The sequence below is a fragment of the Xanthomonas sp. CFBP 8443 genome, assembly GCF_025666195.1.
GTDB lineage: Bacteria > Pseudomonadota > Gammaproteobacteria > Xanthomonadales > Xanthomonadaceae > Xanthomonas_A.
The window spans coordinates 289,012-313,978 of the sequence record NZ_CP102592.1 but is presented as its reverse complement, the minus strand read 5'-3'; the positions used below and the strand labels follow the sequence as shown (position 1 = coordinate 313,978).

Annotated in this window: 18 protein-coding genes; all 18 read right to left on the bottom strand. The window is 70.7% G+C overall.

Translation table 11 applies throughout. The features are described 5' to 3' along the window. Positions 1-7: 7 nt before the first annotated feature. Positions 8-1,705, bottom strand: coding sequence for a ShlB/FhaC/HecB family hemolysin secretion/activation protein (locus tag NUG20_RS01250; RefSeq protein WP_263398588.1), 1,698 nt, complete (start codon positions 1,703-1,705; stop codon positions 8-10). Next, positions 1,702-2,169: a hypothetical protein gene (locus NUG20_RS01245; RefSeq protein ID WP_263396666.1), complete on the bottom strand. Its 468-nt coding sequence runs from the start codon at positions 2,167-2,169 to the stop codon at positions 1,702-1,704. The genes NUG20_RS01250 and NUG20_RS01245 overlap by 4 nt, the downstream gene beginning before the upstream one ends. After that, positions 2,166-5,801 (bottom strand): bifunctional serine/threonine-protein kinase/formylglycine-generating enzyme family protein, encoded by a 3,636-nt coding sequence (locus NUG20_RS01240; RefSeq protein WP_263396665.1) that lies wholly within the window; start codon positions 5,799-5,801, stop codon positions 2,166-2,168. Before NUG20_RS01240 ends, NUG20_RS01245 begins: the two co-directional genes overlap by 4 nt. Before the next feature lie 5 nt (positions 5,802-5,806). After that, positions 5,807-6,535, bottom strand: a complete 729-nt coding sequence (locus tag NUG20_RS01235; RefSeq protein WP_263396664.1) for a PP2C family protein-serine/threonine phosphatase — start codon at positions 6,533-6,535, stop codon at positions 5,807-5,809. After that, positions 6,535-7,107: a type VI secretion system-associated protein TagF gene (gene tagF / locus NUG20_RS01230; protein WP_263396663.1), complete on the bottom strand. Its 573-nt coding sequence runs from the start codon at positions 7,105-7,107 to the stop codon at positions 6,535-6,537. Before tagF ends, NUG20_RS01235 begins: the two co-directional genes overlap by 1 nt. A gap of 11 nt (positions 7,108-7,118) precedes the next feature. Continuing rightward, on the bottom strand, positions 7,119-10,637 hold the full coding sequence (gene tssM, locus NUG20_RS01225) for a type VI secretion system membrane subunit TssM (RefSeq protein WP_263396662.1): 3,519 nt from the start codon (positions 10,635-10,637) through the stop codon (positions 7,119-7,121). Between the two features lie 23 nt (positions 10,638-10,660). After that, positions 10,661-11,950 carry a type IVB secretion system protein IcmH/DotU gene (gene icmH, locus NUG20_RS01220; protein ID WP_317852732.1) on the bottom strand — a complete coding sequence of 430 codons (1,290 nt, stop codon included), beginning with the start codon at positions 11,948-11,950 and terminating at the stop codon, positions 10,661-10,663. 4 nt (positions 11,951-11,954) lie between these two features. Further along, positions 11,955-13,289, bottom strand: coding sequence for a type VI secretion system baseplate subunit TssK (tssK, locus tag NUG20_RS01215; RefSeq protein ID WP_263396661.1), 1,335 nt, complete (start codon positions 13,287-13,289; stop codon positions 11,955-11,957). Positions 13,290-13,463: 174 nt separating this feature from the next. Next, on the bottom strand, positions 13,464-13,703 hold the full coding sequence (locus NUG20_RS01210) for a hypothetical protein (RefSeq protein WP_263396660.1): 240 nt from the start codon (positions 13,701-13,703) through the stop codon (positions 13,464-13,466). Between the two features lie 9 nt (positions 13,704-13,712). Next, complete coding sequence (gene tagH / locus NUG20_RS01205) at positions 13,713-14,990, bottom strand: type VI secretion system-associated FHA domain protein TagH (RefSeq protein WP_317852753.1); 1,278 nt, start codon at positions 14,988-14,990, stop codon at positions 13,713-13,715. 175 nt (positions 14,991-15,165) lie between these two features. Next, entirely contained in the window at positions 15,166-15,702 is a 537-nt protein-coding gene (locus NUG20_RS01200) for a DUF6931 family protein (RefSeq protein WP_145703980.1), read from the bottom strand. Positions 15,703-15,712: 10 nt separating this feature from the next. Further along, positions 15,713-17,704 (bottom strand): type VI secretion system tip protein TssI/VgrG, encoded by a 1,992-nt coding sequence (tssI, locus tag NUG20_RS01195; RefSeq protein WP_263396658.1) that lies wholly within the window; start codon positions 17,702-17,704, stop codon positions 15,713-15,715. Positions 17,705-18,015: 311 nt separating this feature from the next. Continuing rightward, complete coding sequence (locus tag NUG20_RS01190) at positions 18,016-19,326, bottom strand: tetratricopeptide repeat protein (RefSeq protein WP_263398587.1); 1,311 nt, start codon at positions 19,324-19,326, stop codon at positions 18,016-18,018. A gap of 73 nt (positions 19,327-19,399) precedes the next feature. After that, the gene (locus NUG20_RS01185; protein ID WP_263398586.1) at positions 19,400-19,687 is read right to left on the bottom strand and encodes a PAAR domain-containing contractile injection system baseplate protein; all 288 of its coding nucleotides are present in this window, start codon (positions 19,685-19,687) and stop codon (positions 19,400-19,402) included. 61 nt (positions 19,688-19,748) lie between these two features. Then, positions 19,749-22,244, bottom strand: coding sequence for a serine/threonine-protein kinase (locus NUG20_RS01180; protein WP_263396657.1), 2,496 nt, complete (start codon positions 22,242-22,244; stop codon positions 19,749-19,751). Between the two features lie 283 nt (positions 22,245-22,527). Next, on the bottom strand, positions 22,528-23,064 hold the full coding sequence (locus NUG20_RS01175) for a hypothetical protein (protein WP_263396656.1): 537 nt from the start codon (positions 23,062-23,064) through the stop codon (positions 22,528-22,530). A gap of 499 nt (positions 23,065-23,563) precedes the next feature. Next, on the bottom strand, positions 23,564-24,610 hold the full coding sequence (locus tag NUG20_RS01170; protein ID WP_263396655.1) for an endonuclease/exonuclease/phosphatase family protein: 1,047 nt from the start codon (positions 24,608-24,610) through the stop codon (positions 23,564-23,566). 121 nt (positions 24,611-24,731) lie between these two features. Beyond that, positions 24,732-24,944 carry a hypothetical protein gene (locus tag NUG20_RS01165; protein ID WP_263396654.1) on the bottom strand — a complete coding sequence of 71 codons (213 nt, stop codon included), beginning with the start codon at positions 24,942-24,944 and terminating at the stop codon, positions 24,732-24,734. Between the last annotated feature and the right edge of the window lie 23 nt (positions 24,945-24,967).

Genomic DNA, 24,967 nt, shown 5'->3' with positions numbered 1-24,967 from the left:
CGGATCCTCAGAAGGTGAAGCCGAAACGCGAATAGAAGCGGACGTCGCGGCCGTCGGACGCATCGCGCCCGCCGGTCGGCTTTGCGGCGCTGAGCCGCAGTTCGAAGCTCTTGAACTGCGGCACGCGCAGGGTGAGCCCCGCACCGACGCCGTCGAAGGTCTCCACCGCTGCGACGAGCGCGCGGTTGCCGCCGGCCGGATAGACGCGCGCGTGGTCGGCGAACACGTCCAGCTCCAGCACCTCGCGCCACGGCCGGCCGTTGAACGGCGAGGCGGCATCGGCGAAACCGGGCGCATCGACGTGGTACTCCAGCGCGGTGTAGTAGCCGCGGTCGCCGAGCGCGTCGGACACCGGGTAGGCGCGCACGCTGTCCGGTCCGCCGACCGCGAACTGCTCCATCGGGGTCAGTGCGTTGTCGCTGTACTGGCCGTTGAGCTTGAGGTACAGGCGCTGGGTGCGGCTGAGGTACTGCATGCGCGTGTAGCCGAGCCGGGCGATGGTGAAATGGCTGTCGTGCTGCGGGCTGACCAGGTCCGGCGTGGCCGAGCGGTCCTTCAGCGACTGGCGCAGGCTCAGCTGCAGCAGGTCGATGCCGCGCCAGCGCAGGTCGGTACGGCGCAACGCAGTGCCCAGTTCGACCACGTCGAACTTCTGGTCGGACAGGCGGATGCCGGCCGCGCTGAGCTGCGACTGCTCGCGCAGGTAGCGCAACGAGGCCTGCCATTGCAGGTTCTCGCGGTTGACGAACTTCCAGTCGCTGCCGGCGTAGACCACCGAGGTCGGCCCCTTCAGGCCGAGCGCGGCGAACACACCGTTGCGCACTTCCAGTTCGCTGCGGCTGGCGCCGATCACGCCGCCGAGCCCGGGCACCGCCGGCACCGGCAGCGCATAGGACAGCGCGCCAATCTGGCTCTGCCGTGGATCCAACGAATAGGCGTAGTTGGCCGAAAGCACGTCGCCCAGGCCCAGCGGACTGTTCCAGGCCAGGCCGAGCTGGGCGCGATAGCGGCCGGTCAGCTCGGTGCCGTAGTTGTTGCCGCCCAGGCTGACCGTGTACGGGCGCGGCGCTTCGCTGGCGACCAACAGCACGTCCGTCTCGCCCTCGCGCTTGCCCGGCTGCAGCACCGAGGACACCGACACGCCCGGCAGGTCGCGCACGTACAGCAACGCGCCGTCCACGTCCTGCTTGCGCAGCGGCCGCCCCTGCAATTGCCGCAATGGCGCCGCCAGGGTGCCGGTGCGATAGCGCGATGCGCCCTTGACCTCGACGTCGCCGATGCGGCCTTCGAGCACGCGGATCTCGACCAGCTGCTCCGGCCCCGGCGTCTGCGCCGGCAGGTAGGCGGTGCTGACGATGAAACCGGACAGGCGGTAGGCGCGGGTGATGGCGTCGGCGACTCCCTGCAACTGGTCGAAGCGCAACGCCACGGCGGGCTGGCCCTGCGCCAATGTCTGGAATTGCGCGTCGGCGAGCGCCTGCACCGTGGCCGGGGTGATGCCCTCGCGCGGGTGCTCGCCGACGTCGCGCACGCGGAAGCCGCGCACTTGCAGGGTCACCGCTTCGTTGTCGCGCTCCTTCAGCGGCGGCAGCGTGGCGTTGGCGCCCGCGGCGGCCACGCCGGCATCGGCCTCGGCAGGCGGGGCCTGCGCGTGCACCGGAGCAGCAGCAAGCCACGCGGACACGGCCGCGGCCAGACACGTCATACGCATTCGATTTCCCCTGGAACGATTCCCTGTCGTGCGCCGGCGCTGCCGGTGGTCGCCACGTGTGCCGCGGCCAGGTGGGCAGCGGGACAGGGAACCAACGTGCCAGCAACGGCCGTCGCTTTCGAATGCCCTGCGAACGCGGGCATTGCGCCAGCGAAGAATAGCAGCAATAAAGCGAACAGCGTCACGAAAATAAACGCCGCCAACAGGCGCCGACGCCGGCGCGCGTGCGCGTCGGCGAACAGCAGCGGCAGCGGCTCGTGCCGCGCGCGCGCAGGCGCCGCTGCGGCGACAGTCGGCCGCAGCGCGTTGCGGTGGGTGACGCCTTGGTCGACGCTGCGCGCAGCGGCCAACACGTTGCGCCGGCGTGCGCGGTACTCGTCGCGGCCGATGCGGCCGTGCTGGTACGCCTCGGCCAGCGCGTGCAGGTGCGCGTTGGCCAGTTGCTGGGCCTCGTTCATGGCAATTCCCGCAGCACCCGCAGACCCACGTCCGGCTGCGCCGAGCCGTTGTCGGCGCGCCGCGCCTGCACCGTGCAATCGGCCCAGTAACTGGCGAAACTGCCGCCGCGCGCCTGCACGCCGGCGCCGCTGGAGACCCATTCCCAGACGTTGCCGGTGAGGTTGATCAGGCCCCACGGATTGGGTTCGCGGCCGCGCGGCGGCAGCGGCGCGCGCGTGGCATCGCCGGCGCTGGCGGTGGGCGGCACGCAGTTGCTGTCCTCGGCCTGGCGCCAGTCGCTGCCGGCCTGGGCGGCGTGCTGCCATTCGGCATCGGTGGGCAGCCGATAGCGCCAGCCGCCGCTGGCGATGGTCAGCCAGCGCAGATAGGCGCGGGCCTGGGTCAGGCTGATGTTGCGCACCGGCGCGCGCGCCAGTTCCGCATCCCCGGCCGGTTGCGCGGTGCACTTGCCGGTGGCCTGGCAGAACAGGTTGAAGTCGGCCACCGCCACCTCCGCGCGCGACAACGCGTAGGGCTTGCCGCCGGCGAGGCCGGGCACCGTCACCAGCATCGGCCCGCGCTGCGCGCCGAGTGCGTCGAAGCAGGGCTTGCCGCGTCCGGGTGCGGCGGCGGCGCACGGGTCGGGACCGGTCGGGACCGGCGGCAGCGGCTCCTCGTCGCTGGCCGCGCCGGCGGCAGGCGTGCGCTCGCTGGCCGCGGGCGCGGTCGCCGCCGGCTTGGCGGCGGGCTTGCCGCTCGCCGGCTTGCGCGCGGGGTCCTTGCCGGCCGGCGCGGTCGCCGCGGCGGCGGTCGGCGCCAGCGCATCGGAACTGGGCGCATCGCTGCCGGCCTGGCGCTGCAGGCGCGCGCCGAGCGTCCCTTCGGGCAATTGCCCGCGCGCCTTCAGTTCGGTTTCCAGCTGCGTCATCGCCTGCGCATCGCTGCGGTACAGCGCCTCCAGGCGCTGGCCCAGGCGCTGCCGCTCGGCGGCGGGCAAGGCCTGCGCGCCGCCGTCCATCACCGCTGCGGCGACGTCGTAGCGGGCCTGTGCGGCACGCAGTTCGGCGCGCTCGCCGAGCGCGGCCACGCCCTGGCCGAGCACGTCGGCGGCCTGGCGATAGCGGCCCTGGCGGAACGCGCCGGCGGCGTTGCCGAGATAGACACCGGCCAACAGCTGCGGCGCTTCCTTCTGCAGGAACGGATGCTGGGGCTGCAGGCTGGCGATGCGCGCCAGCGCCTGGCGCGCCTTGTCCAGGTCGTTGGCGGCGGCGGCGCGGCGCATCGATTCGATCCGCGACGCCACCTCGGCCTCGGCGCTTTCGCGCGCCAGCATCGTCTGCAGTTGCTGCTGCAGGGTCTGCAGACGTTCGCGCTGGGCCAGCAGCTGCGGCGCATGCGCCGCCTGGGTCAGGCCGAAGTCGACCAGCGCCTGCGCACCCGGCAACTGCAGCGGATCGCTCTGCGGCGCGACGGTGTCGGCGATCGCCGCCGCCAGCGCCGCATCCTGCGCGTCGCGCTCGGCCGCCGGCAGCACCGCCAGCGCCGCTTCGACGTTGTCCTGCCAGTCCGGATCGGCGGACGGTGCGGCGAGCAGCGCCGCCAGCGCCTTGCGCGCCTGCGCCGGGTCGTGCGGCGCCGGCACCGCCGGTTGGCTGTCGTGCTGCGCCAGCTGCAGCTGCGCGCCGCGCAACTGCAGGCGCAGCGAATCGGGTAGCGCCGCGCGCGCCTGCTGCAGGCGGGTGCGTGCCTGCGCCCACTGCTGCGCGTCGGCCGACTGCTGGATCGCCGCATCCAGGCGCAGCTCCAGTTCCGGATGCCGCAGCAGCGCGCTGTTCGGATCGATGCGCCGCACCTGGTCCAGCGTGGCCAGCGCGTTGTCGGCCCGGTCGCGGAAGATGGCGCCGGCGGCGACCTGCGCGTTGAGCGTGGTGTCGAGCGCGTTGAGGCGCTCGTTCTTCTCGCGCTCCATGCTCTCGCGGCGCGCATCCAGCGCCGGCGAATACAGCCGCAGCCGGTCGCGCAGCGCGAACACCTGCAAGGCGCCGCGGTAGTCGTAGCGGCCGCTGGACGGATTCCACAGCGCGTCCAGGCGCCGCAGCAGGAAATCCTGGATCAGGTCGCCGCGGTCCACCAGCAGGCGCCGGCGGTCGTCGTCGTCGAGGCTGGCCAGCGCCTGCATCGCCTGGGTCTCGTCGACGTAGCGCTGCGGATCGGCCGCGCCGAAGCGCGCGGTGACCTGCTCCAGGTGGCGCTGGTGCAGATAGCGCGACGCGCCCCAGCCGCCGGCGCCGGCCAGCACCAGTACCGCGGCGCCGTAGCCCAGCAGCGGCAGCGCGCGCTCGCGCAGCGGCACCTCGCGCAGGCCGTCCAGCAGCGCTTCCACGTTGTCCAGGCGTTGCGCGGCGGGAAACGCCACCGCCGCGCACAGGGTCTGGTACTGGCGCTTGGTCAGGCCCGGCACCGGCGGCGGCACGCGTTTGTCGCGCAGCGCCACTTCGGCGCTGAGCTTGTCGAACGGATGCTTGCCGGTAAGCAGTTCGAAGCACACGCAGCCCAGCGCGTAGATGTCGTCGGCCGGCGTGGGTTCCTGGCCGCGGATCATCTCCAGGCTGGCGTAGGCCGGGGTCAGCGCGCCGAGCGTGGCCGCGTCGAACACGGTCTGCTCGCCGGCCACGTCGGCGGCGTGCTTGCCGGCGCGGGCGATGCCGAAGTCGAACACCTTGGCCACGCCGTCGCGGGTGACCATCACGTTGCCCGGCTTGAAATCCGAATGCACCACGCCGGCCGCGTGCGCCCGCGCCAGGGCGCGCGCCATGCCCTCGATCAGCGATCGCGCGCGCGCCAGCGACATGCCGTTGTAGGCCTGTTCGCGGATCAGCGTCTTCAGGTCGCAGCCGTCGATGTACTCCATGGTCATGAAGACCAGGGTGCGGTCCTTGTCGAAGTCGTATACGCGCACGATGTTGTCGTGGGCCAGCTTCTGCGAGCGCCGCGCCTCGCGCTGCAACGCCACCAGCGAATCGGGATGGCGGCGGAACTCGTCGCTGAGCACCTTCACCGCCAGCCACGGGTCGCGGTCGCGCGCTTCGACCTTGCGTTCGTCGCGCGCCAGGTAGACCACGCCCATGCCGCCGCGGCCCAGTTCGCGCTCCAGGTAGAAGCGGCCCTTCAGCAGCGTGCCGACGGTGGCGTAGTCGCCGCCGGCGGCATCGGCCAGACGCTGCCAGCTGGACAGGCTGGCGGTGCCCGCGGTGCCGGTCGCGCCGCCGGTGCCGGTCGCCGCGGTGCCGTCGGTACCGGCCTGCGGCAGCGGCATCGCCGGCTGCACGCGGGTGGCGTCGTCCTCGGCGGCCGCGGGCGGCGGCACGGCGCGGCGCGGCATCACCACGGTGGCGTCGTCGTCGATGGACGCGGCCGGCGCGGCGCCGGCGTCGGCGCGCAAGGCGTCGAGCCGCGTCACCAGCGTGGTCACGGTGACGTCGTCGAGCACCTGCTGCTGGCGCAGCTGCCACAGCGTTTCCACGCCGGCCCGGTAATCGGCCTCGGGCACGGCGCTGCGTTTGGCCAATGCGTCGAGCACGGCCTTCAGGTCCAGCTCGCCGGTGCGCATCGCGGCGACCAGCTCGACGACGGTAGCGGTATCTTCATGCACGTCCTTCACTCCTGCAGGCGGACGACGACGGCGGTGACGTTGTCGCGCGCCGCCCGGCCCATCGCCAATTCGAACAACCGCGCCAGCAGCGCCTGCGGCTCGCCATGCAGGCGGCACTCGACGTCCAGCTCCGGGTCGGGGATTTCCTTGTTGATGCCGTCGCTGCACAGCAGGAACTGCGCGCCGGACACGCTCGGCGCCAGCACCCAGTCCACGAACAGCGGCTCCTGCGCGCCGACCGCGCGGGTCAGCACGCCGGCGTTGGCGGCCGGCTCGGCGCCGGCGCCGGCCTGCCCGAACTGGGTGGCGTCGTCCTTGACCCCGTGCACGTGGTCGCGGGTGAGCTGGCGCAACGCGCCGCCGATGCGGCCGTAGCCGCGGCTGTCGCCGACCCAGCCGTACAGCATGAAGTCCGGATCGTGCACCAGCAGCACCACGGTGGACGCGATCATGTCGACCTGGCGCTGCTCGGCGCAGTGCAGCAGTTCGGTGTTGATCTGCGCCAGCGCGTCCTCGATCGCCTCGATGAAGTCGCACACGTCGGCCGCGCGCGGCAGCGTCGCCAGGCGCTCGACGATCAATCCGCTGGCGTAGTCGCCGGCGGCATGCCCGCCGAGGCCGTCGGCGACCACCCACAGGCCGGCGTCGTCGCGCAGCAGCAGCGCGTCCTCGTTGTGGCGGCGCACCTTGCCGGTTTCGGTACGCCCGGCGGAACGGTAGTGCAGCGCGGCCATCAGCGCGCGGCCTCCGGCAGCGCGAGCGCGGCTGGCGCCAGCCAGCCCAGATAGTCGTGCGCGGACAACAGGCCGACGCTGTGCTGCACCACGCCGTCGCCGCTCCACCACAACGCTTGCCCGGCCAACGCACGCGGCGCATTGGGGATGGCGGTGGCGTCCGGATCCGGCGCCAGCGCCTGCAGCTGCGCGTCGAACGCCTCCACGCCCATGGTGCGATCGGCCAGCGCCTGGCCGAGCAGCATGGCCGCGCGTGCATACCAGCTGCGGTCCGGCGCGGCCTGCGCCAGCGGCAGCGCGATCGCCAGCGGAAAGCAACGGCCGACGCGGTCCTCGCCCGGCCCCAGCACCCCCGCCCAGGCCACCCCGCCGCACAGCCCGCTGCCGAGCACGAACGCGTGCAGGCCGCTGCCGCGGTAGGCCGGTGCCCATTGCGTGCCGAGCTGGTCGCGCGCGCCGGCGATCAGCTGCGAAAAGTGCCGGTCCCACGGTTCGACGAATGCCGGCGGCAAGCGCCGCTGCACGAAATCGCCGGCGCTGGGCAGCTTGCCGAAGAATCCGGGCAATGCCATCGGCTGCATCCTCAACCTCCACACGCGAAACGACGCACGTCGGCGTCGAGGAAGGGATGGCGCAGGTTGCCGGCGCGCAACGGCAGTTGCACCGCATGCCCCCCGACGTCGAAATGGGCGACGAAGCGCAGGTCCGACGGGTTCTGCAGGTCGCCGGCCTGCAGGGCGCGGAACAGCGCCCAGTCGCCTTGGTAGTCGAGCCGGCCGAGCGCGGCGCCGTCGGCGCCGAAGGCGGCGATGCTGACGTGGCCGGGCGTGGGCCCGGGCCATTTCATCGGCATGCTGTCCATGCCGCCGGCGGTGTAGTCGAAGCGCTGGCCTTCGATGTCCACGGTCAGCCGCGTCACCTCCGGGTCCAGGGTCGGCGCCAGCACGGTGAAGCCGACCTCCGGCTGCGCTGCGCCGCGGAAGTACTTCTGCTTGATGCGTTCGGCCAGCTGCAGCTGCGCCGGCAACCCTGGCGCGCCGGCCAGCGCATCGGGGCCGCGCTTCCAGCGCCAGTCGCGGCCGCTGGTGTCGAGCAGCTTCTGCAAGGCGTCGCGGTACAGCGCGTCGAAGCGGCCGCCGACGCCGAACAGTTCGCCGAAGTTCTGCAACGGGATCTCCTGCGCACTGGCCGGATCGAACGGATAGCGGCCCTTGACGAATTCGCCGCAGACCACGCCCACCGCCTGCTGCACCTGCGCGTCCAGCGCGGTCTGCGCGCCGCGCGCCATCAGCGCGGCGCTGCTGCCGGCCAGCGCCTGCAGCCAGGTCGACAGCGGCGGCGGCAACTGCGCCGCTTCCTGCTGCGCCAGCAGCAGTTGCGCATTGGGCTGCGCCGGGGCGGTGGCCGGATCGGTCATGGTCAGCAAGGTCTTGCCGAGCTGGTCGAGCACGCCGAGCAGGTGGTCGAGCGGCGTGGCGCCGGGCGCGCCGTCGGCGAGGGCGTTGAGCGCGGCGAAATGGCTGGCGATGGCGGCGCCGGGCGGCGTGGCCGCGGCAGCGCCGGCGTCGCCGCTGGCGGCCAGCGCCGCGGCCATGGCCGCGTTGCCGCCGGGCAGCTTGGCCGCCAGTTTCGCGCCGGCCTTGCTCGCCGCCGCGGTGGCGGCGTCCTGCCCTGGCTTGGGCGGCGGCGCGCGCAGCAATTGCTGGGTGTTGTCGCGGACCACGCCGAGCAGCAGCCGCAGCGGCGAACTCGGCCCGGCCAGCTTGGCCGCGATCGTGCTGGCCTGCTGCAGGTCCGCGGCCGGCTGCAGTTGCAGGTCGGCGAGCAGGCCGTCCCAGTAGCGGATGTAGTCCTGTTCGTAGAGCACGCGCACCTGCTGCGCCAGCCGCGCCTTGCCCAGCGCGTCGATGCGGCGCGGGCCGAACACCCAATCGTCGCGCACGAACTGCTCCACCGCCTCGCCGATGCCCTGCGCGGCCAGCGCGGCAAACACCGGTTGTGTGTACAGCGCCGGCAGCGGTTCGGACAGCGGTGCGCCGCTCTTGCGCTGGAACACGTTGCCGAGCAGGCCCAGCGCCTTGTCCAGCTGCAACGGCTCGGCGCCGGCCTGCGGTTGCGACAGCTTGAGGTTGCCGTACACCAGCGTGGCCAGGTCGGCCGAGCGCAGCGTGTTGCGCGCCTGCTCCAGCAGCGCCGGATCCAGCGATAAGGCGCGCAGCCGTCCCGGCGCGTCGAGCAGCGCCTGGAAGTGGCCGGCCAGCGCCTGCTGCAGCACGCTGTCGCCGGGGAACAGCTTGCGCCATTCGATCGCGCTCAGCGCGGTCAGCTGCTGCGCGTCCAGGTGCTGCGGCTGGCCCAGCATCAGGTAGCCCTTGAGGTAGTAATACAGCGCCTGCGGCGCGCCGGCGTTCTCGGCCATGCCCTGGCGCAGGCGCAGCGCCACGCCCGGCACCAGGGTGCCGTTGAGCTGGCGCAGGTAGGCGTCGTGCAGTTCCTCGCCGACCGCATCGCCCTGGTACAGGCCCATGCGCATCGACCACGGCGCGCCGTCGCGGTACTGCTGCGCGACCTGCGCCAGCGTGCGGGTGCCTTCCAGTTGCTGCAGCGCCAGCGCGAAATACTGCGGCGTGGTCGCCGCGCTGTCCGGATCGGGGCTGTGCGGGCGTGCGTCCAACGCCGCGCGCACCTGCTGCAGGTAGGCGCGGTTGCCCAGATAGCTGCCGGTGAGTCCGCCCAGCAGCAGCACGCCGAGCAGCGCGATGCCGGCATACCCGGCCGCCTGCAGCCAGGCGCGGCGCCGCTCCAGCGCCGGCGCGCGCCCGGCCAGGCCGGATTCGCGCAGCAGCACCTGGCGCAGCAAGCGTTCGACGAAGAAGGTGCGGCGCTGCGCGCCCGGCGCCTGCACGCTGGCCTCGGCCAGGCCGAAGGTGCGCGCCACCGCGCCCATCATGCGGTCGATCGGCGTGCCTTCCTGGGTGCCGGAGGTCAGGTACACGCCGCGCAGCAGCGGCGGCGTGCCGTAGGCGGTGCCGGCGAACACGCCTTCGACGAATTGCCGCGCGGCTTCGCCGAGCGCGGCGAACTGCTGCGGGAACGACAGGATCGCCGCGCGCCGGGCGCGGGCGCGCTCAACGTGCATGCGTTCGAACAGGCGCGCGTTGAGCCGCTCCTGCAGCAGCGCGTACTCGTCGGCGAAGCCGCGCGCGGCCGTGCCGTCGAGGCTGCGCGGCAGCGGGAACGACACGCCCCACACCTGCGCGCGCTGTTCCGGATTGAGATCGTCGAAGAACTCGCCGAAGCCGCCGATCAGGTCGCACTTGGTGAACACCAGGTACACCGGCACGCTCATCTTCAGCTGCTCGCTGAGCTCGTCCAGGCGGCGCCGGATCGCCTGCACGTGCAGGTCGCGCTCGGCATCGTCGAGCAGCAGCAGGTCGGACATGCTCATCGTCACCAGCACGCCGTTGAGCGGGCGGCGGCGGCGATAGCGGCGCAGCAGGCGCAGGAAATCGATCCATGCGCCGGCGTCGACCTGGCGGTCGGAGTCCTGCGTGGTGTAGCGGCCGGCGGTGTCCAGGAACACCGCTTCGTCGGTGAACCACCAGTCGCAGTTGCGGGTGCCGCCGATGCCGCGCAGCGCCTGCTGGCCGAAGCGCGCGGCGAGCGGGAAATGCAGCCCGGAATGCTGCAGCAAGGTGCTCTTGCCCGAGCCGGGCGGACCGATCACCACGTACCACGGCAGCGTATACAGGTCGCCGCCGCCGCGGCGCTTGCGCAGGATCTGCACCGCCTCGTGGAAGCGCGCCTGCAATTGCTCGCGTTCGTCGGCGCCGCGCGCCTGGCGGTCGTCGCCGAGCGCGTCCAGCGCCGACGGCGTGGCCATCTCGGTGGCCAGCTGGCGGCTCTGCCGGCGTGCGCGCAGCTGCTGCCACTGCAGCCAGCCGGCCCACGCGCCGACCAGCAGCAGGATCAGCAGCAACCGCGGCACCGCGCCGGCCAGCGGCTGGTGCCCGGCGATGGCGATGTAGGGGCCGATCAGCCAGATCAGCAGCGCCGCCAGCAGCAGCCCGACCATGGTCACGACCCAGCCGGATCGCAGCATTCCCAGCAGCTTGCCCACGGCGCTCACTCCCCCGGTTGGAACAGGATTTCGACGCGGCGGTTGCGCGTCCGGTTGGCCGCCAGGTCCGGCGGCACGGCCACTGGCTGCGAATCGCCCGCACCGGCCGATTCGATCCGGCCCGGCACCGACAGGCGTTGTCCCAGCAGCCGCGCCACGGCCTCGGCGCGCGCGGCCGACAGCGCGTAGTTGTCCTTGAAGCGCAGCGAGCGCAGCGGCTGGTCGTCGGTATGCCCGACCACGATCACCCGCCCCGGCAACTGCTCCAGCGCCGCGGCGATCTTGCCCAGCAGCGGCAGCTGGTCCGGATCGACCTCGACCCCGCCGGAGGCGAACATCGCGTTGGCGTTGAGCCGCACGCGCGCCTGGCCGTCGGCCTGCTCCTCGACGCCGAGCAGGCCGGCGCGCTCCTGCGGTTCCAGCAACTGCTTGAGCGTGACCCGCGGCGGCGGGCGCAGCGCGTCCGGCGGGGTCCCGCGCTGCAGGCCGATCTGCGCGGCGGCGGCGCTGATCGGCGCCGACAGCGCATTGAGCCGCGCGTTGAACCACGCGAACGCCAGCAACACGATGCAGGCCATGCCCAGCGCGGCCACCCACAACGGCAGGTAGCGCGCCAGGCGCCGGCGCCGGTCGTCCACGCCCTGCCAATGCGGCGCCAGCGTCTCCGCCGCGGCGCCGCGCTGGGCGCGGATGCGCCGGTACAGGTCGTCCTGGATCTCGGCCAGCTTGGCGCGGCCGCCGGCCTCGATCTGGTAGCGGCCGCAGAAGCCCAGCGCCAGGCACAGGTACATCAGTTCGATCAGGTCGACGTGGCGCGGCACGTCCGCGCACAGGCGCTCCAGGATCTGGAAGAACTTGGCGCCGCCGTAGGACTCGCCATGGAACACCACCAGCAAGGTCTTCTGCGACCAGCCGCTGTGCTCGCCCCACGGCGCATTGAGCACCGCCTCGTCGAGCATCGCGCACAGCACGTAGCGCGCCGCGGTCACCGCTTCCGGCGCCGCGCCGCCGTCGCGCGCGCGCTGCTCGAAGCGCCGCACCTGCGCGGTCACCTGCTCGCGCAGCCGCGCCACGTCCGGCAGCGCCGCGCTGTGGCGCAGCTGCACCGCCAGCAGCAACAGCGGGCTTGCCGCCTGCACCAGCGGGTTGACGCTGCGGCCGAGGAATTCGCTGATGTCGGCGTCGCCGGGCGCCGCGGCGCTCGCGTTCGCAGCCGCGGCCGGCGCTGCGCTGCCGCGCTGCGGACGCATGATGGTGGCATCGCTCAACGGATCGGCGGGCGGTCGTGGATTCATGCGCTCAGCTCCGGATCGCCCACAGCTGCAGGTCCAGCCCGGCGAACTCGCTGCCGAAGTGGAACGCGATGCCGCCGGAGCCCTTCAACGTGCGCCACAGCGGCGACTGCTTGTCGAATTCGAAATACAGGTAGCCGGCGTGGTACGGGATCTGCCGCGGCGCCACCGGCATCGGCATCGCCGCGATGCCGGGCAGCTGCAGATTGACCAGGTCGCGGATCTTCTCCACCGGGCCGATCTTGGCCTGCAGCGGCAATTGCCGGCGCAGCTCTTCGGCCGGCACGTCGGCCTTGGCCGCGAGCACGAACGCGGCGCTGTCGAACAAGGCCGCGTCGGGCACCATCGCCACCCACACGCCGAACTTGCGCGCCTGCACCGGGATCGGCAGCGCGGTCTGTTCCAGCACCGCGCTAAGGCTGCTGCGCAGGCTGGCGATCACCGGTTCGAAGCTCGGCTGCAAGGCATCATGGCGATACGCCGGCCACGCCGGCGGGCGCTTGCCCGGAGTGGTGAAGGTGCTCAACTCGCCGGCCAGTGCGACCAGCGCGGCGTACAAATCCTGCGGGTGCAACAGCGGCGCCGACGCCCAGTGCGCGATGAGCGGCTGCCAGCGATTGACCACCTGCAGCAGCAGGAAATCGGCGATCTCCGCGGCGCCACCGCGATCGCCCACCGATACCCGCGCGGCCAGCGCTTCGCCGCGCTGGTGCAGCAGGCCGAGCAGTTCGACCAGGAACGTGGCCAGCCGCGGTGCCGCCTGGCAGGCCAATGCGGTCGGCACGAAGGCCTCGTCCAGCGACACCTGGCGATCGGCGCGCGACTCGACGATGCGCGCCAGCGGGATCCGGGTCAGTCCTTCCAGCGGCTGCGACTGCGGCAACAGGCGCGTGCTCATCCCGCCCACTTCCATCAGCACCGCGCCCTGCATGCTGCCGGAGGCGTCGTCGACCTCGGTCTCGCGCACCCGGTAGCGGAACAGTTGGTCCGGCGGCGCTTCGGCGCGGCCCACATCGGCCTGCACGGCCGCGCGCAGCGGCAGGGTCAGGTATACGGTCTGATCGCGCCAGTTCGACTCCACGTCCAGCGCCGGCGGCAGCGGATCGTCGCCCGGCATCGCGAACGGGGTGCCGTCGGGAAACACGCCGCGCGCGCGGCGGATGCCGAGCTTGCCGATCGCCAGCAGGTCGGTTTCCAGTTCCAGTTCGGAGAAGCCCCAGGCCTGCGCATGCAGGCCGCCGGCGCGCAGCTCCACGTAGCGCTCCAGGTAGCGCTCCTGCTGCTGCAGATGCTGGGGGCGCAGAAACAACCCCTCGCTCCAGACGACCTTGTTGTTGTGCATGATCCGCCGTGTCCGCTGCTGTCGATGGCGATGCGGCCGCGGCGTTGGACGCAGCAGCCGACCCCAATGTGCGATCCCCTTGCCGACGGCCCGGACGCGGCGCGCGGCGCGCGCAGTCCAGGCTGGCGGGATGCAGTGTGGCCAGCGCGCCGGTGCGCTACCCGACAATTCGTCTCAGGGCTGGCGGTATGCCGCGGCGGCGGCCTGCGTCGCGGGAACATGGCCGCCGTCACGGCGCTGACGTTGCTGCGCGTGCGTTCCTGCATCTGCGGAGCGCGGCTTGTGTAGGAGCGGCTTCAGCCGCGACAGGCACTTTCGGTAACGCGTGTCGCGGCTGAAGCCGCTCCTACAGGGTGCGATGCCGTGCGCATGCAGCAGCGTCGCGCCGGCGCCCAGGCCGCCGGCGATCGCCACGACACCAGGCTACCCCATCTTCCCCGCGCGGCGCGCCGACTTGAGCCGCGCCAGCTGCGCCTCGTAGGCGCGCGCGAACTCGTCGCCGAACAGGCGCCGGAAGCATTCGTCCGGATCCTTGGCCAGGACCTGGAAGTTGTCGCGGTAGCGCTCCCAGTAGCGGCCCTTGCCGGCGAAGGCCAGGCGCTTGCCGCTGGCGTCCACCTCCTGCTCCAACCGGTCGGGACTGAAGTGGAACAGCATCGATTCGAACGCGGCGCGCATGCCGGCCAGCATCGCCATCTGGTGGCAGCGGATGTCGTCGAACGCGTCGTCGAACGCGGCCACGCCGGACAGGAACGCCGGGCTCGGCGGCGCCAGCAGCTTCTGCAGTGCGTCCTCGGGCGTGGCGGCGAACTTGAGCGGGTTGTTCTCCGAGCGCTGGATCACCGTCACCGGCAGGCGGAAGGTGTTCTTGATCTCGGCACGCGCGCGCAGCACCTCCATCACCCCATCGACGACGATCTCGAATATCCGCGCCATCTCGTCCGGCATCTGCGTGGATGGCGTGGGCGGCGCGAACGCGGTCGGCATGGCCGGCACAGCCGGTGTGCTCGCCACCGGCGGTGTCGCCGGCGCGAAATCGCCGGTGGTCAGATCCCAGTTTTCCGGCAGCTCGAATCCGCGCGCCGCAGCCGCTGCCGGCGGCGTGGGGACGCGGAAATGGTCGTTGCCGGCATCGCTATGGTTCCAGCTGTGGGTCGGCGGCGGCGGCACCGACGGCGCCGGCAACGGATCGAGCAGGCGCAGCGGGTCCAGTTCGCCGGCGGCGCCGGGCACGCCCAGATCGCCAAGCAGCGCGTCGTCGTAGGCGCCGCCGGCAGGCGCGGCGGCGCTGCCGAAGCCCGGCAGGCCGAAATCGAAATCGAACGCGTCGCCGCCACCGCCGGGCGCACTGCTGGCCGCGCGTGGCGGCAGCGACGCCGGCACCACCTGGGTCAGGTCCGACGCATCGTCGGGCATCGCCACTGCAGGCGGCGGCGGTGCGGCCGGCGCCTCGGCCTGCAGCTGCACCTGGATCTCGAAGCTGTCCAGCTGCAGGCGGTCGCCGTCGCCGAGCGCGGCCGGATCGCCGCGCTGCAAGGCGGCGCCGTTGAGCAGCATGCCGTTGGTGCTGCGGTCCTCGATGAAATACATGCCGTTGAGATAGCGCACCACCGCATGCGTGCGCGACACGCCGGGCGCGGCCAGCACCCAGTCGCTGTCGTCGGCGCGGCCGATGCTGCCGCCGCGCTGGGCGAACGCCATCTGCGCACGCGCGCCGAACTGCGCAGCGGCCTGGCCGGCGACGGTGAGGGTCAGTTTGGACGGTAGGGACACGTGGCGTTTCCTTAGACTCGGCTGGCGCGGCGCGGCCGCGACCGCGCAATGACGAATGGGCGATGCGAGGCGACGCGCATGCGCTGCCGCGGCACGATGGCGCTCATGCCGCCGCTCCGCCGGCCAGCAGTTCCAGCGCATGCAGCGCATAGCCATGGCGCCGCGCCTCGAACTGCGCCGGTTGCTGCGCAGCGAGCAGGTTGATCGCCGCCACCGCCGCGCGTGCGGTCAGGTGCTCGGCCGGCGGCACCGGCGTGTCCTGGGTCGGCGGCGCCAGGCTGCCGCCGGACCAGGCCACCGCCGCCGCCAGCCACGCGCCCAACGAGGCATAGCCGCCGGCCTGGGCGAAGGCGAACGCGGCGCGGCGGTTGGCCTCGTTCGGCTCGCGCACCCATTTCTCGGCCAGCGCGGCGCCGGCGCGGTCTTCCGGCGACAGCGCCTCGCCGCGTGCGCACTGGCACAGCCAGGCCACCACGTAGCGTTTGGGCAGCAGCCGCGCCAGCAGTTTCAGCGCGTCCTGCGGCTGGCCGCCGTCGAGCAGCACGCGCACCGCGGCCTGCGCCGGCTGCGCCGTGTCCAACTGCGCGCGCGCCGGCGCCGACAGCTCCATTTCCACGCAAGCCTTCTCGATCGCATTCATCGCCGCGTCCTCAACCGATCATGATCAGCGCACCGCCGATCTGGTGCAGCGCATCGGCCTTGAGGCTGAGCATCGGCGCCTTCAGCGTGCCCATCGCCCCGCCCTCCAGCGCCAGCATCGCGTCCGAATGCACCTTGACGCTGGCGCCGGCGCCCATGTCCACGGTCGCCCCGCCCTTGATCGCCACCTGCACCTTGCCCTCCACGTTCACCGCGTTGCTGCCGGTGACGGTGACGGTGACGCCCTTGATCTCGATCTCGCCGCCGCTCTTCATCACGATGCTCGACAGGCCGGTGACCAGTTCGATCTGGGTGCCGGCGCTGAGCTTGAACGTCTTGCCGATCGTGTGCGTGGCGTTGTTGCCGACGTCCAGCGTCTCGTCGTTGTCGACCTTGTGCTTGCGGTCGTGCTTCACGGTCGCGGTCTGGTCGTTGTCGACGGTGGCGAAGTGGTCGTGCTCCACTTCCTCGCGCAGGTCCTTCTGCGCGTGCACGAACAGCTCCTCGCTGCCGAGCTTGTCCTCGAAGCGGATCTCGTTGAAGTCGGCGGCGCCGCCGCCGGCGCTGCGGCTGCGCACCCCGCTCTGAGTCTTGTTGTCCGGCAGCGCGAACGGCGGCATGTGATCGGCGTTGTAGACGCTGCCGATCACCAGCGGGCGATCCGGATCGCCTTCCAGGAAGCTCACCACCACTTCCTGCCCCACCCGCGGCAGGCTCATCGCGCCCCAACCCTTGCCAGCCCACGACGAGGCCACCCGCACCGGGCACGACGGCTTGTTGCCGTCGCGCGCCGAGGTGTTCCAGTGGAAGGTGACCTGGATGCGGCCGTACTGGTCGACCACGATGTCCTCGTCGGTGTCGCTGCCGGTGACCACCGCGGTCTGCAGGCCGGCGATCAGCGGCTGCCGCGCGCGCGCCGCATTGCGGAACGGCAACTTGCTCTCGATCGCCTCGAAGCTGCACGCGAACGGCGCGGCGCCGCTGCCGGCGCCGGAGGCATAGCCCGGCGCTTCCAGCGCGGTCCGCGCGCCGGTCACCAGGTATTCCTGGTTCCATTCCGGACGCGGGAACGCCTTCAGCGAAAACAGCGCGCCCACGCGCAGGCCGAGCGCATCGGTATCGCCGCGATAGCGCGAACGCTGCACGTTGTGCGCTTCCGCACGCACCTGCGCATAGCGCTTGCCGTCGGCGAGCTGCACGTGCGTGCCGGGATAGTCGAATGCGTTCAGCCCGCTGATCGCATGCAGGTCGCCGCCGTGGCCGATCTCTTCGTCCACCGCCAGCGAGAAGCGCGGGCGCAGCGGATCGTAGTCGGTGAGCTGGTGCGCGCCGGTGTGCACGCTGCGTGCCAGCTGCCACTGGCTGACGGTGGCGCCCATCACGTTGGCATGCTGGCCCGGCGGCACGTACGGCAGGGTCTCGAAGCCGCTGCTGCTCGCATGCGCGCCCAGCGCATCGGCCAGCACCAGCGTGTGCACGGCCTGGCCATGGGTGAAGAAGTAATAGATGCCTTCCTGCTCAAGCAGGCGGCTGATGAAATTGAAATCGTCCTCGCGGTACTGCACGCAATAGTCGCGCTTGGGATAGGTGCCGCTCAGGCTCAGCGTCACGTCGCCATAGCCGATGCCGTCGAGCACCGTGCGCACGATCTCCGGCACGCTCTGCCCGGTGAAGATGCGGCAGTCGCGGCGCTGGGTCAGCAGCCACGGCTTGGGCACCAGGGTCACCTCCAGCACCGCGTAGCTGAGCCTGTCGACGACATGGAAGCCGGTCTGCGCGACGTGCGCGACCATGCCGTGGTACCAGCGCACATGGCCCTCGCCGGCCTTCAGCTGCACCGCCATCGAGGTGCCGAGCAGCGCGCGCAGGTCGGGCCGCGGCTGCGTGCTGAGGACGGTCAAACGATAGTCGAACAGCTCGCCCAACGCTTCCGTCGCCTGCATGCGCCAGAACAGCAGCGCATCGCCAAGGTCCGAGTGCAGCGTGATCATGGGCGTGGGCATCGTGGTGTCCGGGAAGTCGATCGCCGCGCAATGCGGACCTTGGCCGGCGATCGCAAGCGGCGTTCGCGGAGCGGTGTGCAACGCAGGCCCCGCCACCCCTGTGCGCCGCCGGCAAGGGGATACTCACATGGCGCCGGAAGCGAAAGCCGACATTTCGTCTCAGCGTTTCGGCCGCTGCCGATGCGCGTCCCGGCCTTGTCTGGCAGCGCGCGCCACGGCCATGCCGGACGCCGCCGGCAGGCTTGCGCCGCACCCGAAGCCGGCGCATCAAAAACCATCAGGATTACGTCCGCGCCGAGCGCGGCATGGCCTCAACGCCGCGCCAGCACCACCCAACCCTGCACCGGCATGCCGCCTTCCTTGCGCAGTTGGTCGGCACGGAGTTGCACGCGGGCAAAGCCGGCCTGCGCCAGCGCGGCCTGCACGTGCGCACGGCTGTGCCGGTAGCGCCCGCTGGAGCCGAGTTGCACTTTGTCGTCCGCCTCGTCCAGCGCCTCCACGGTGAAGGCCAGCCAACCGTCACCGCGCAAGGCGGCGTGCGCGGCCGCGCAGACTTCGCGCAGGTCGCCGAAATACACCAGGGTATCGGCCGAGACCACCACGTCCCACGCCTGCGGTTGCGCCTGCAGATGCGCGGTCAGTTCGCCGACCACCAGCGCGTCGTAGCCGCCGCGTTGGCGCGCCTTGTCGATCATCCCGCCGGACAGGTCCACGCCGGCCAGCCTCCGCGCGTGCGGCCGCAGCAGCGGCGCGCACAGGCCGGTGCCGCAGCCGGCATCGAGCACGTCCAGCGTCGCGTCCGGCGCATGTAGCACCTGCGCCAGCGCCGTGGCCAGCAGCTGCGGCGCGCGGTAATCGAGGTTGTTCAGCAGTTGCTCGTCGAAGCTCTCGGCGAAGCCGTCGAACACTTCGCGCACATAGGCATCGTCGGCACGCGCAGGCGCGTCGCTGCCGCCGCAGGCGGCCAGCATGTGCCGCGCCACCGCGTTGTGCGGATCGCGCGCAAGCCAGTCGCGATACACCGCCACCGCTTCGTCGTGGCGCCCGAGCAGGTACCAGGCCGTGCCCAGCGCCTCCAGCGCGCGCAGGTTGGCAGGGTCCAGTTCGCAGGCGCTGCGGAAGCATTCGGCCGACTGCTCCAGGTGTTCGTGGTGCTGCGCATGGTTGCGCAGGAACACGCCGAGCAGGTAGTGGCCGTGGGCGAACGTAGGCACCTGCTGCAGCAGCTGCGCATAGGCCAGGAAGGCTTCGTCCAGGCGCGCCTGCGCTTCCAGCACCACCGCCAGGTTGCTCAGCGCGTTGTGGTGCGACGGCGCGCAGGCCAGCGCGCGCCGGTAGCAGGCTTCGGCCTCGGCCAGGCGCGCGCATTCCTTGTGCACGTTGCCGAGATTGTTGTGCGCGTCCGGGTAGGCGGGGACCAGTGCCAATGCACGCTCGATCAGTTGTTGCGCTTCGTCGCTGCGCCCGCGCTGGTGGCACAGCACGCCGAGGAAGTGCAGCGCGTCGGCGTGCGCGGCGTGCTGCGCGAGCACCGCGCGATAGCCGCGCTCGGCCGCGTCCAGGTCCCCGGCCCGGTGCGCGGCGATGGTCTGCGCCAGCATCGGCGCGGCCGGCATCCCCATGCCGGCCGCGACCGTCTCCGCTTCCCCGCGCCGCGCCACCGCGGCCCCCGCCTGCTGCATCTCCCCGCTCCCCTTATCCGATCAACACGGTGAAACACCCCAGCACGATCGCCCCGCCATGCGCGGTGCTGTCGCCCAGCCGCGCCGCGGGCATGCCCGCGATCAGCACGGTCGGCGCGCCGGACACGATGCTGTCCGGCGGCCCCACGCACACCGCCATGTCGCCGATCCGCGCTGCCGGCAACCCGCCGATCAGGACCGCCGGCGCGCCTGGCGCCGAGATCGGCCCGCCCACATGCGGCACCACCCCGGTGACCATCGGACAGACGTGCAGATCGGTGAGGCGGGCGGCAGGTTGCATGCGGAGCCGATAGCGCAGTGGCCAGGCATCCAGCTTGGCGCGCGCCGCGGCGCGCAACCCGTCATTTCGTCTCAGCCACCAACGCCGAGCGCGGCGCATCCGGCGCGTCCAGCTTGGCCAGCGTCTCGCGCACCTGCGCCAGCGGCCCGGGCGCATCGCCGTACAGGCCGGTCAGGATGTCGCGTGCGCGTTCGGCATGCGTGCGCGCCTGCACGCGCTGGCCTTGCGCGATCTCCGCCTCGGCCAGGCCACGCAGGATCTCCGCGGTCACCTCGTGCTTGCCGCCTAGGACCCGCTCGGCATCGGCCAGCACCGCCTGCTGCTCGGCCGCGGCGGCCCGCGCCTGGCCGTCGTCGAGCAACCAGAACGCGTGGTTGGTGCGGGCCATGATGGTGGTGGGATGGTCCTCGCGGTACAGCGCCCGCGCATTGTCGAGCGCCTTGCGGTAGTACGGGCCGGATTCGGCGACCTTGCCCTGCTGGCGCAGCGCCCCGGCCAGATTGTTGTAGATCATCTGGGTATCGGCGCCGTTCACCCCGTACAGACGGATCATGACCGGCTGCAATGCCTTCAACTCCCGCTCCGCGGCCGGGTAGTCGCGCTTCATCAGCAGATAGACCGCCAGGCTGTTGCGCATCGACAGGGTCAAGGGATGCTCCGCGCCCAGGCGCGAGGCGCGGCGCGCGATCAGCCTGCGGATCAAGGCGATCGCCTGGTCGTAGTCGCCGCCATCGGCCAGCATGGCGGCGTAGCGATCTCCCGCGCTCAGCACGCTCTGGTCGTCGGCCGGCAACACCCGCAGCATGCCCGCGTAGGCCTCCCGGCTCTCGCGCAGCGCCGCCTTCGCTTCGCCTTGCGCGCGCAGCGCCCAGCTCAGGCGCGATTGCATGTCGTAGGCCAGTGGCGCATCGGCGCCGCCGTGCAGGCGTACCTGCACGATCCCTTCGCGCAGGATCGCGGCCGCCCGTTGCGGCTGGCCCAGGTTCACCAGCGCCTCGCCGAGCAGACGCATGATCTGCAACTCGTCCGCGCTGTACGCGCCCAGATGCGCACGCGCATGGCGCCGCGCCACGTCCAACTGGGCCACCGCGCGCTTGTACTCGCCCAGCGCGATCAGACTGGTACCGATGGTCAGCTCCACCTCCACCAGCGCCTGAGGCTGGCTGGCCAGCTCGCGCGTGGCGCGCTGCGCCGCCTGGTCCATCACCTGCAGCAGCAGGGTCTTGTCCTTGTCCTGCGCCACCGCCGGGTCCACGCTGGACAGCAGCGAGCCGAGGAAGTCGGCCGTCACCTGCGCCCGCTGCGCTTCGCGCTGCGCATTGCGCAACGACCACAGCGTGCTGGCCAGGCCGCCGCACAGCGCGATCAGCACCAGCAGCGAAGCCAGCACCGCGCCACGGTTGCGCTGCACGAACTTGCGCACCTCGCGCCGCCGCGAGCGGCGCAGCGCCCGCGGCGGATAGTCGCCGAGCCAGCGGCGCAGATCGTCCAGCAGCGACGACACCGAGGCATAGCGCGCTGCGCGGTCCGGCGCCATCGCCTGCAGCACGATCGCATCCAGGCCGTCGTGCAGCCCACGCAGCAGTTGCGCCGGCGACACGCCGCGCAGCAGCGCCAGTTCGCGCTGCTGCGGCTGCGGCTGCGCCTGGATCCAGCGCGACGGCGCTTCCGGCACGCCCGCCTCGAACAGCTCCGGGCGCACCCCGCAGATCAGCTCGTACAGCAGCGCGCCCAGCGAATACACGTCGCTGCGCGCGTCCACGCCGCCATCGTCGCCCTGCGCCTGCTCCGGACTCATGTAGCCGGGCGTACCGCTCGCGCCGGCCGGATTGCGCGAGGGCTGCGCGGTTTCCACCGCGATGCCGAAATCGATGATGCTCGGCGCCGGACGCCCGTCGACCTCGCCGACCAACACGTTGTTCGGCTTGAGATCGCGGTGGATGACGCCCTTCTGGTGCGCGTGCTGCACGCCCTCGCCGACCCGCACCAGCAGCTCGATCCGCGCCCGCAGCGACAACCCGCGCTGCGCGCACCAGCGGGTGAGCGGCTCGCCACGGATGTACTCCATCACCAGGTACGGCCGCCCCTGCGCATCGGTGCCGGCATCGTGGATCTGCGCGATCGCCGGATGCTGCATCTGCGCCAGCAGGCGGCATTCGAACTCGAACACCGCGCGCTGCTGCGCATCCAACGCGGTGGCCGCGATCAGCTTGATCGCCACCTGGCGCTCGTAGGCGCCATCGGCGCGATGCCCCAGATAGACCTGGCCCATGCCGCCGCGGCCGATCAACCGATCGATCGCCCACGGGCCGAAGCGGGTGCCCGCCGGCAACTCCGCGGCGTTGGCCTCGCCGCCAAGCAGCCTGCCGAGCAGGCCCGGGCGCGGCAACTGGGTGGCGCGCACGTCGGCCTCGAGCAGGCCGAGCAGCTCGTGCAGCAGCTCCGGATCGTCGCCGGCCTGCGCCTGCGCGAAGGCGGCGCGCTGCGGCTCGGGCAGTGCGCAGGCCTGGTGGAACAGTGCCTGCAGGCGTTGCCAGGTGGCGGGGTTCAGGGGCATGGCGGGGTGGATCGCCCGGGGGCCGGGCGCGGCGCGACGGGCGCCCGGCTACTGCCGGCTGAGGGTGACGCACTTGTCGGGAAATTGGACATGGTCGGACGCGCCGCAGGATCTGGAACTGGCAAGTATCAGGCAAGACGGTGACACAGATCACGCCGGATCGCCCGGGCACGTTGCAAACGCTCAACGCCTCCACGCGCATCCGCTGTCGGCCTCACCAGCACCCATGCCGGACACCGGCGGTGTCGATTGCCGCTGCTGTTCAGCCGGTGGCCCGCGCACTTCATTTTCCAGCCGAATTGCTTCGCTTTGTGCGTGTTCCGGTTCCAAGAAAGGTAGGTGTTGCCGCCACCAGGATGGCGTTCGGATCAATGCTGACTCCGAGCCGCAGCGCCAACCGCGCCTGCTCGTAAAGCATCTTGCGAAGGACCTCGCGGGTGTCCGCGTAGGCCTCGCTCAACCCGAGGTTGGTCCAGAAGTGCCCGCCCTGCTGCGCATTGGTGTCGGTCTCGCCAAGACGCAGGCGGCGAGCACCCTTTACGACGGCGTAGAGAATTCCCAGCGTGACCACCAATGATGCGACTCCCTGCTTTTCGTAGCCACTGGTGGTCAGCAGCTTCGAGAAGAAGACCGTGTCGGTTCCTTCGCTGATCTGCATCTTGCCGATCTCCGTGAACCGGTCGCTTGATACCTGAAGCACGCCGCCTGGAGAGAGACGGAGCCAGTGATGATTCCATATCTGCACGGACGTTCCTGGCGAACCCATCGCTTCGCGCATCTTCTCAAGCAGTTCCGAAAGATAGAGATTGATCTGTGGCATATGGAGGCTCCTCACATTGAAGGTGCAATACCGGTTGCCGCACGTCGCCCTGGCCGGAATGGGGTCTGGACCCGATGTGGTTCCAATGGGTCCGACGTCATTTCGATCGGTCGGCCTGTCGATGATCATCGCCCGTATGCGCGCCGCCATCGCATGCGGGCGGCGGCCGTCGTCACCAGGCGACGCGGCGGCACGCCGCTGATGTGTCTACCCTAATCGATGGTGTCGTGCTTGTTCGTCCAGTCCCTGATTCGGCCGTTAGGTTCCGACCACATCCCGAGCATCTAGCCACTTGGCACCCCACTGAATGACATTGCGCCACCGCGCTACCGAGCAGCGGAGGCGATCTCTTTGGAAGAAGGTCGCGCGACTTTTCTCGCTTTGACAACGCACCGACCGGTGGTGGTCATGACGCAATGCCGACGGCTTCAGAAAGGCGGGGCGCCAGGCAACGCCCTCGGCATCTCGAATGTCGAAGCCGCACGGATTCGACGCCCCATCACGTCCACTCGGCGACGATCGCGCCATGGTCACTGAATCTCCCGACTTCGATTCCGATGGACACCGAGACATTGGTCGCCGGCTTCGCCAGTACGTAGTCCAGCGTACCGCCGCTCTTCTGGGTATGCGGCACGTACTTGGCGATGTTGCCCCGATAGGCATGCCAGCGGCGTCGGAAGCTGACCGACCTGGTGCCCGGCGGCGGACCGAAGCACGCACAGAGATTGTTGTGGAAGTTCGCGAACAAGGCCTTGCTCGTGTCCTCGGCCACCTCGGTCCGAAATTCCTCCAGATCGATGTTCAGGTCGCCGATGGCGATGCACGGCTTTTGTTCGACCGCGATCATGCCGGCAAGCTGTTTGACCGTCTCGCCACCGCCCTTGCCGAACGCTGGCGCGTGCACGGCGTAGATCACCCTGTCCACGAACTCCAGCCGGACGATCTGGCGCTTGGCAGACGTGACATTGACCTCGACCTGAGTCATCTTGAAATCGAGATTGGTGAATATCAAATAGTTGCGATGTTTCTGCTGGGAATCCAAGGCTTCCCAACGGTGATATTTCCAGATCAAGGGCGATAACTGAATCCTGGACAGCCGCGATATCACCTTGGGTTGTCTTGCCGTCGCGATCATGGAGGCCAATGTGCCGGGGTCTTCGATGGCGCGCACGGCGGATCCGAGTTCCCGCATAATTTTCTTGTTCGTTCGCAAGATGTGATTGCGTGATTTGAATTTCATGCCGCTTCGCGTTCGCGAAGACTCCATGCCTATATGCGTCTTCGCCTTGTTCAACTTCGCCCGCCGTGCCGCCATGATGTTCACATAGGGCGACGGAATCTTTTCCTCTTCGCAGATCACTTCCAGCGCCGCCGCCTTTTTGATCGACTCTATTTCTGCAAAGTCGATCGCCGCATCCTGAACTTCGCAACAGATGACTACGTCGCAATGGAGGCTATTGATCGCGCTCTGGATGAGCGACCCTTTGCCGTCCATACCCATCTCCATGGGGTTCCCGCTTTCAAGATTCCAGAAAAGTACGCGCATTGCGCTGCCTCCATGCCGATGTAAAAGTTGCGTTTGAGTCGAGACTCGAATCCGTCGGCACGTCGGATCCGGTCTCGATCGCGCCGCACCGAGGAGGTGCATCCGCGCAGAAGGCATCAACTTAGATACTTGTGCCGCTGGTCGGCTGGGTTACCTTTCGCCGTATCGCGCCAGTGCGCACCGTATTCGCTTGAGCCACAACTCCACCGGCCTCGGCGAGTTTTGCAGCGATGATGAACGCCTTTTCCTGGGCATCCGTGTAGTTATTGACCCATCGATAGTAAGTTTTGCTTCCTGCATTCACCACGAGGTAGGTACCGCCATGACTAGGCATCACAAAGCTCCTTCGCTAAACAA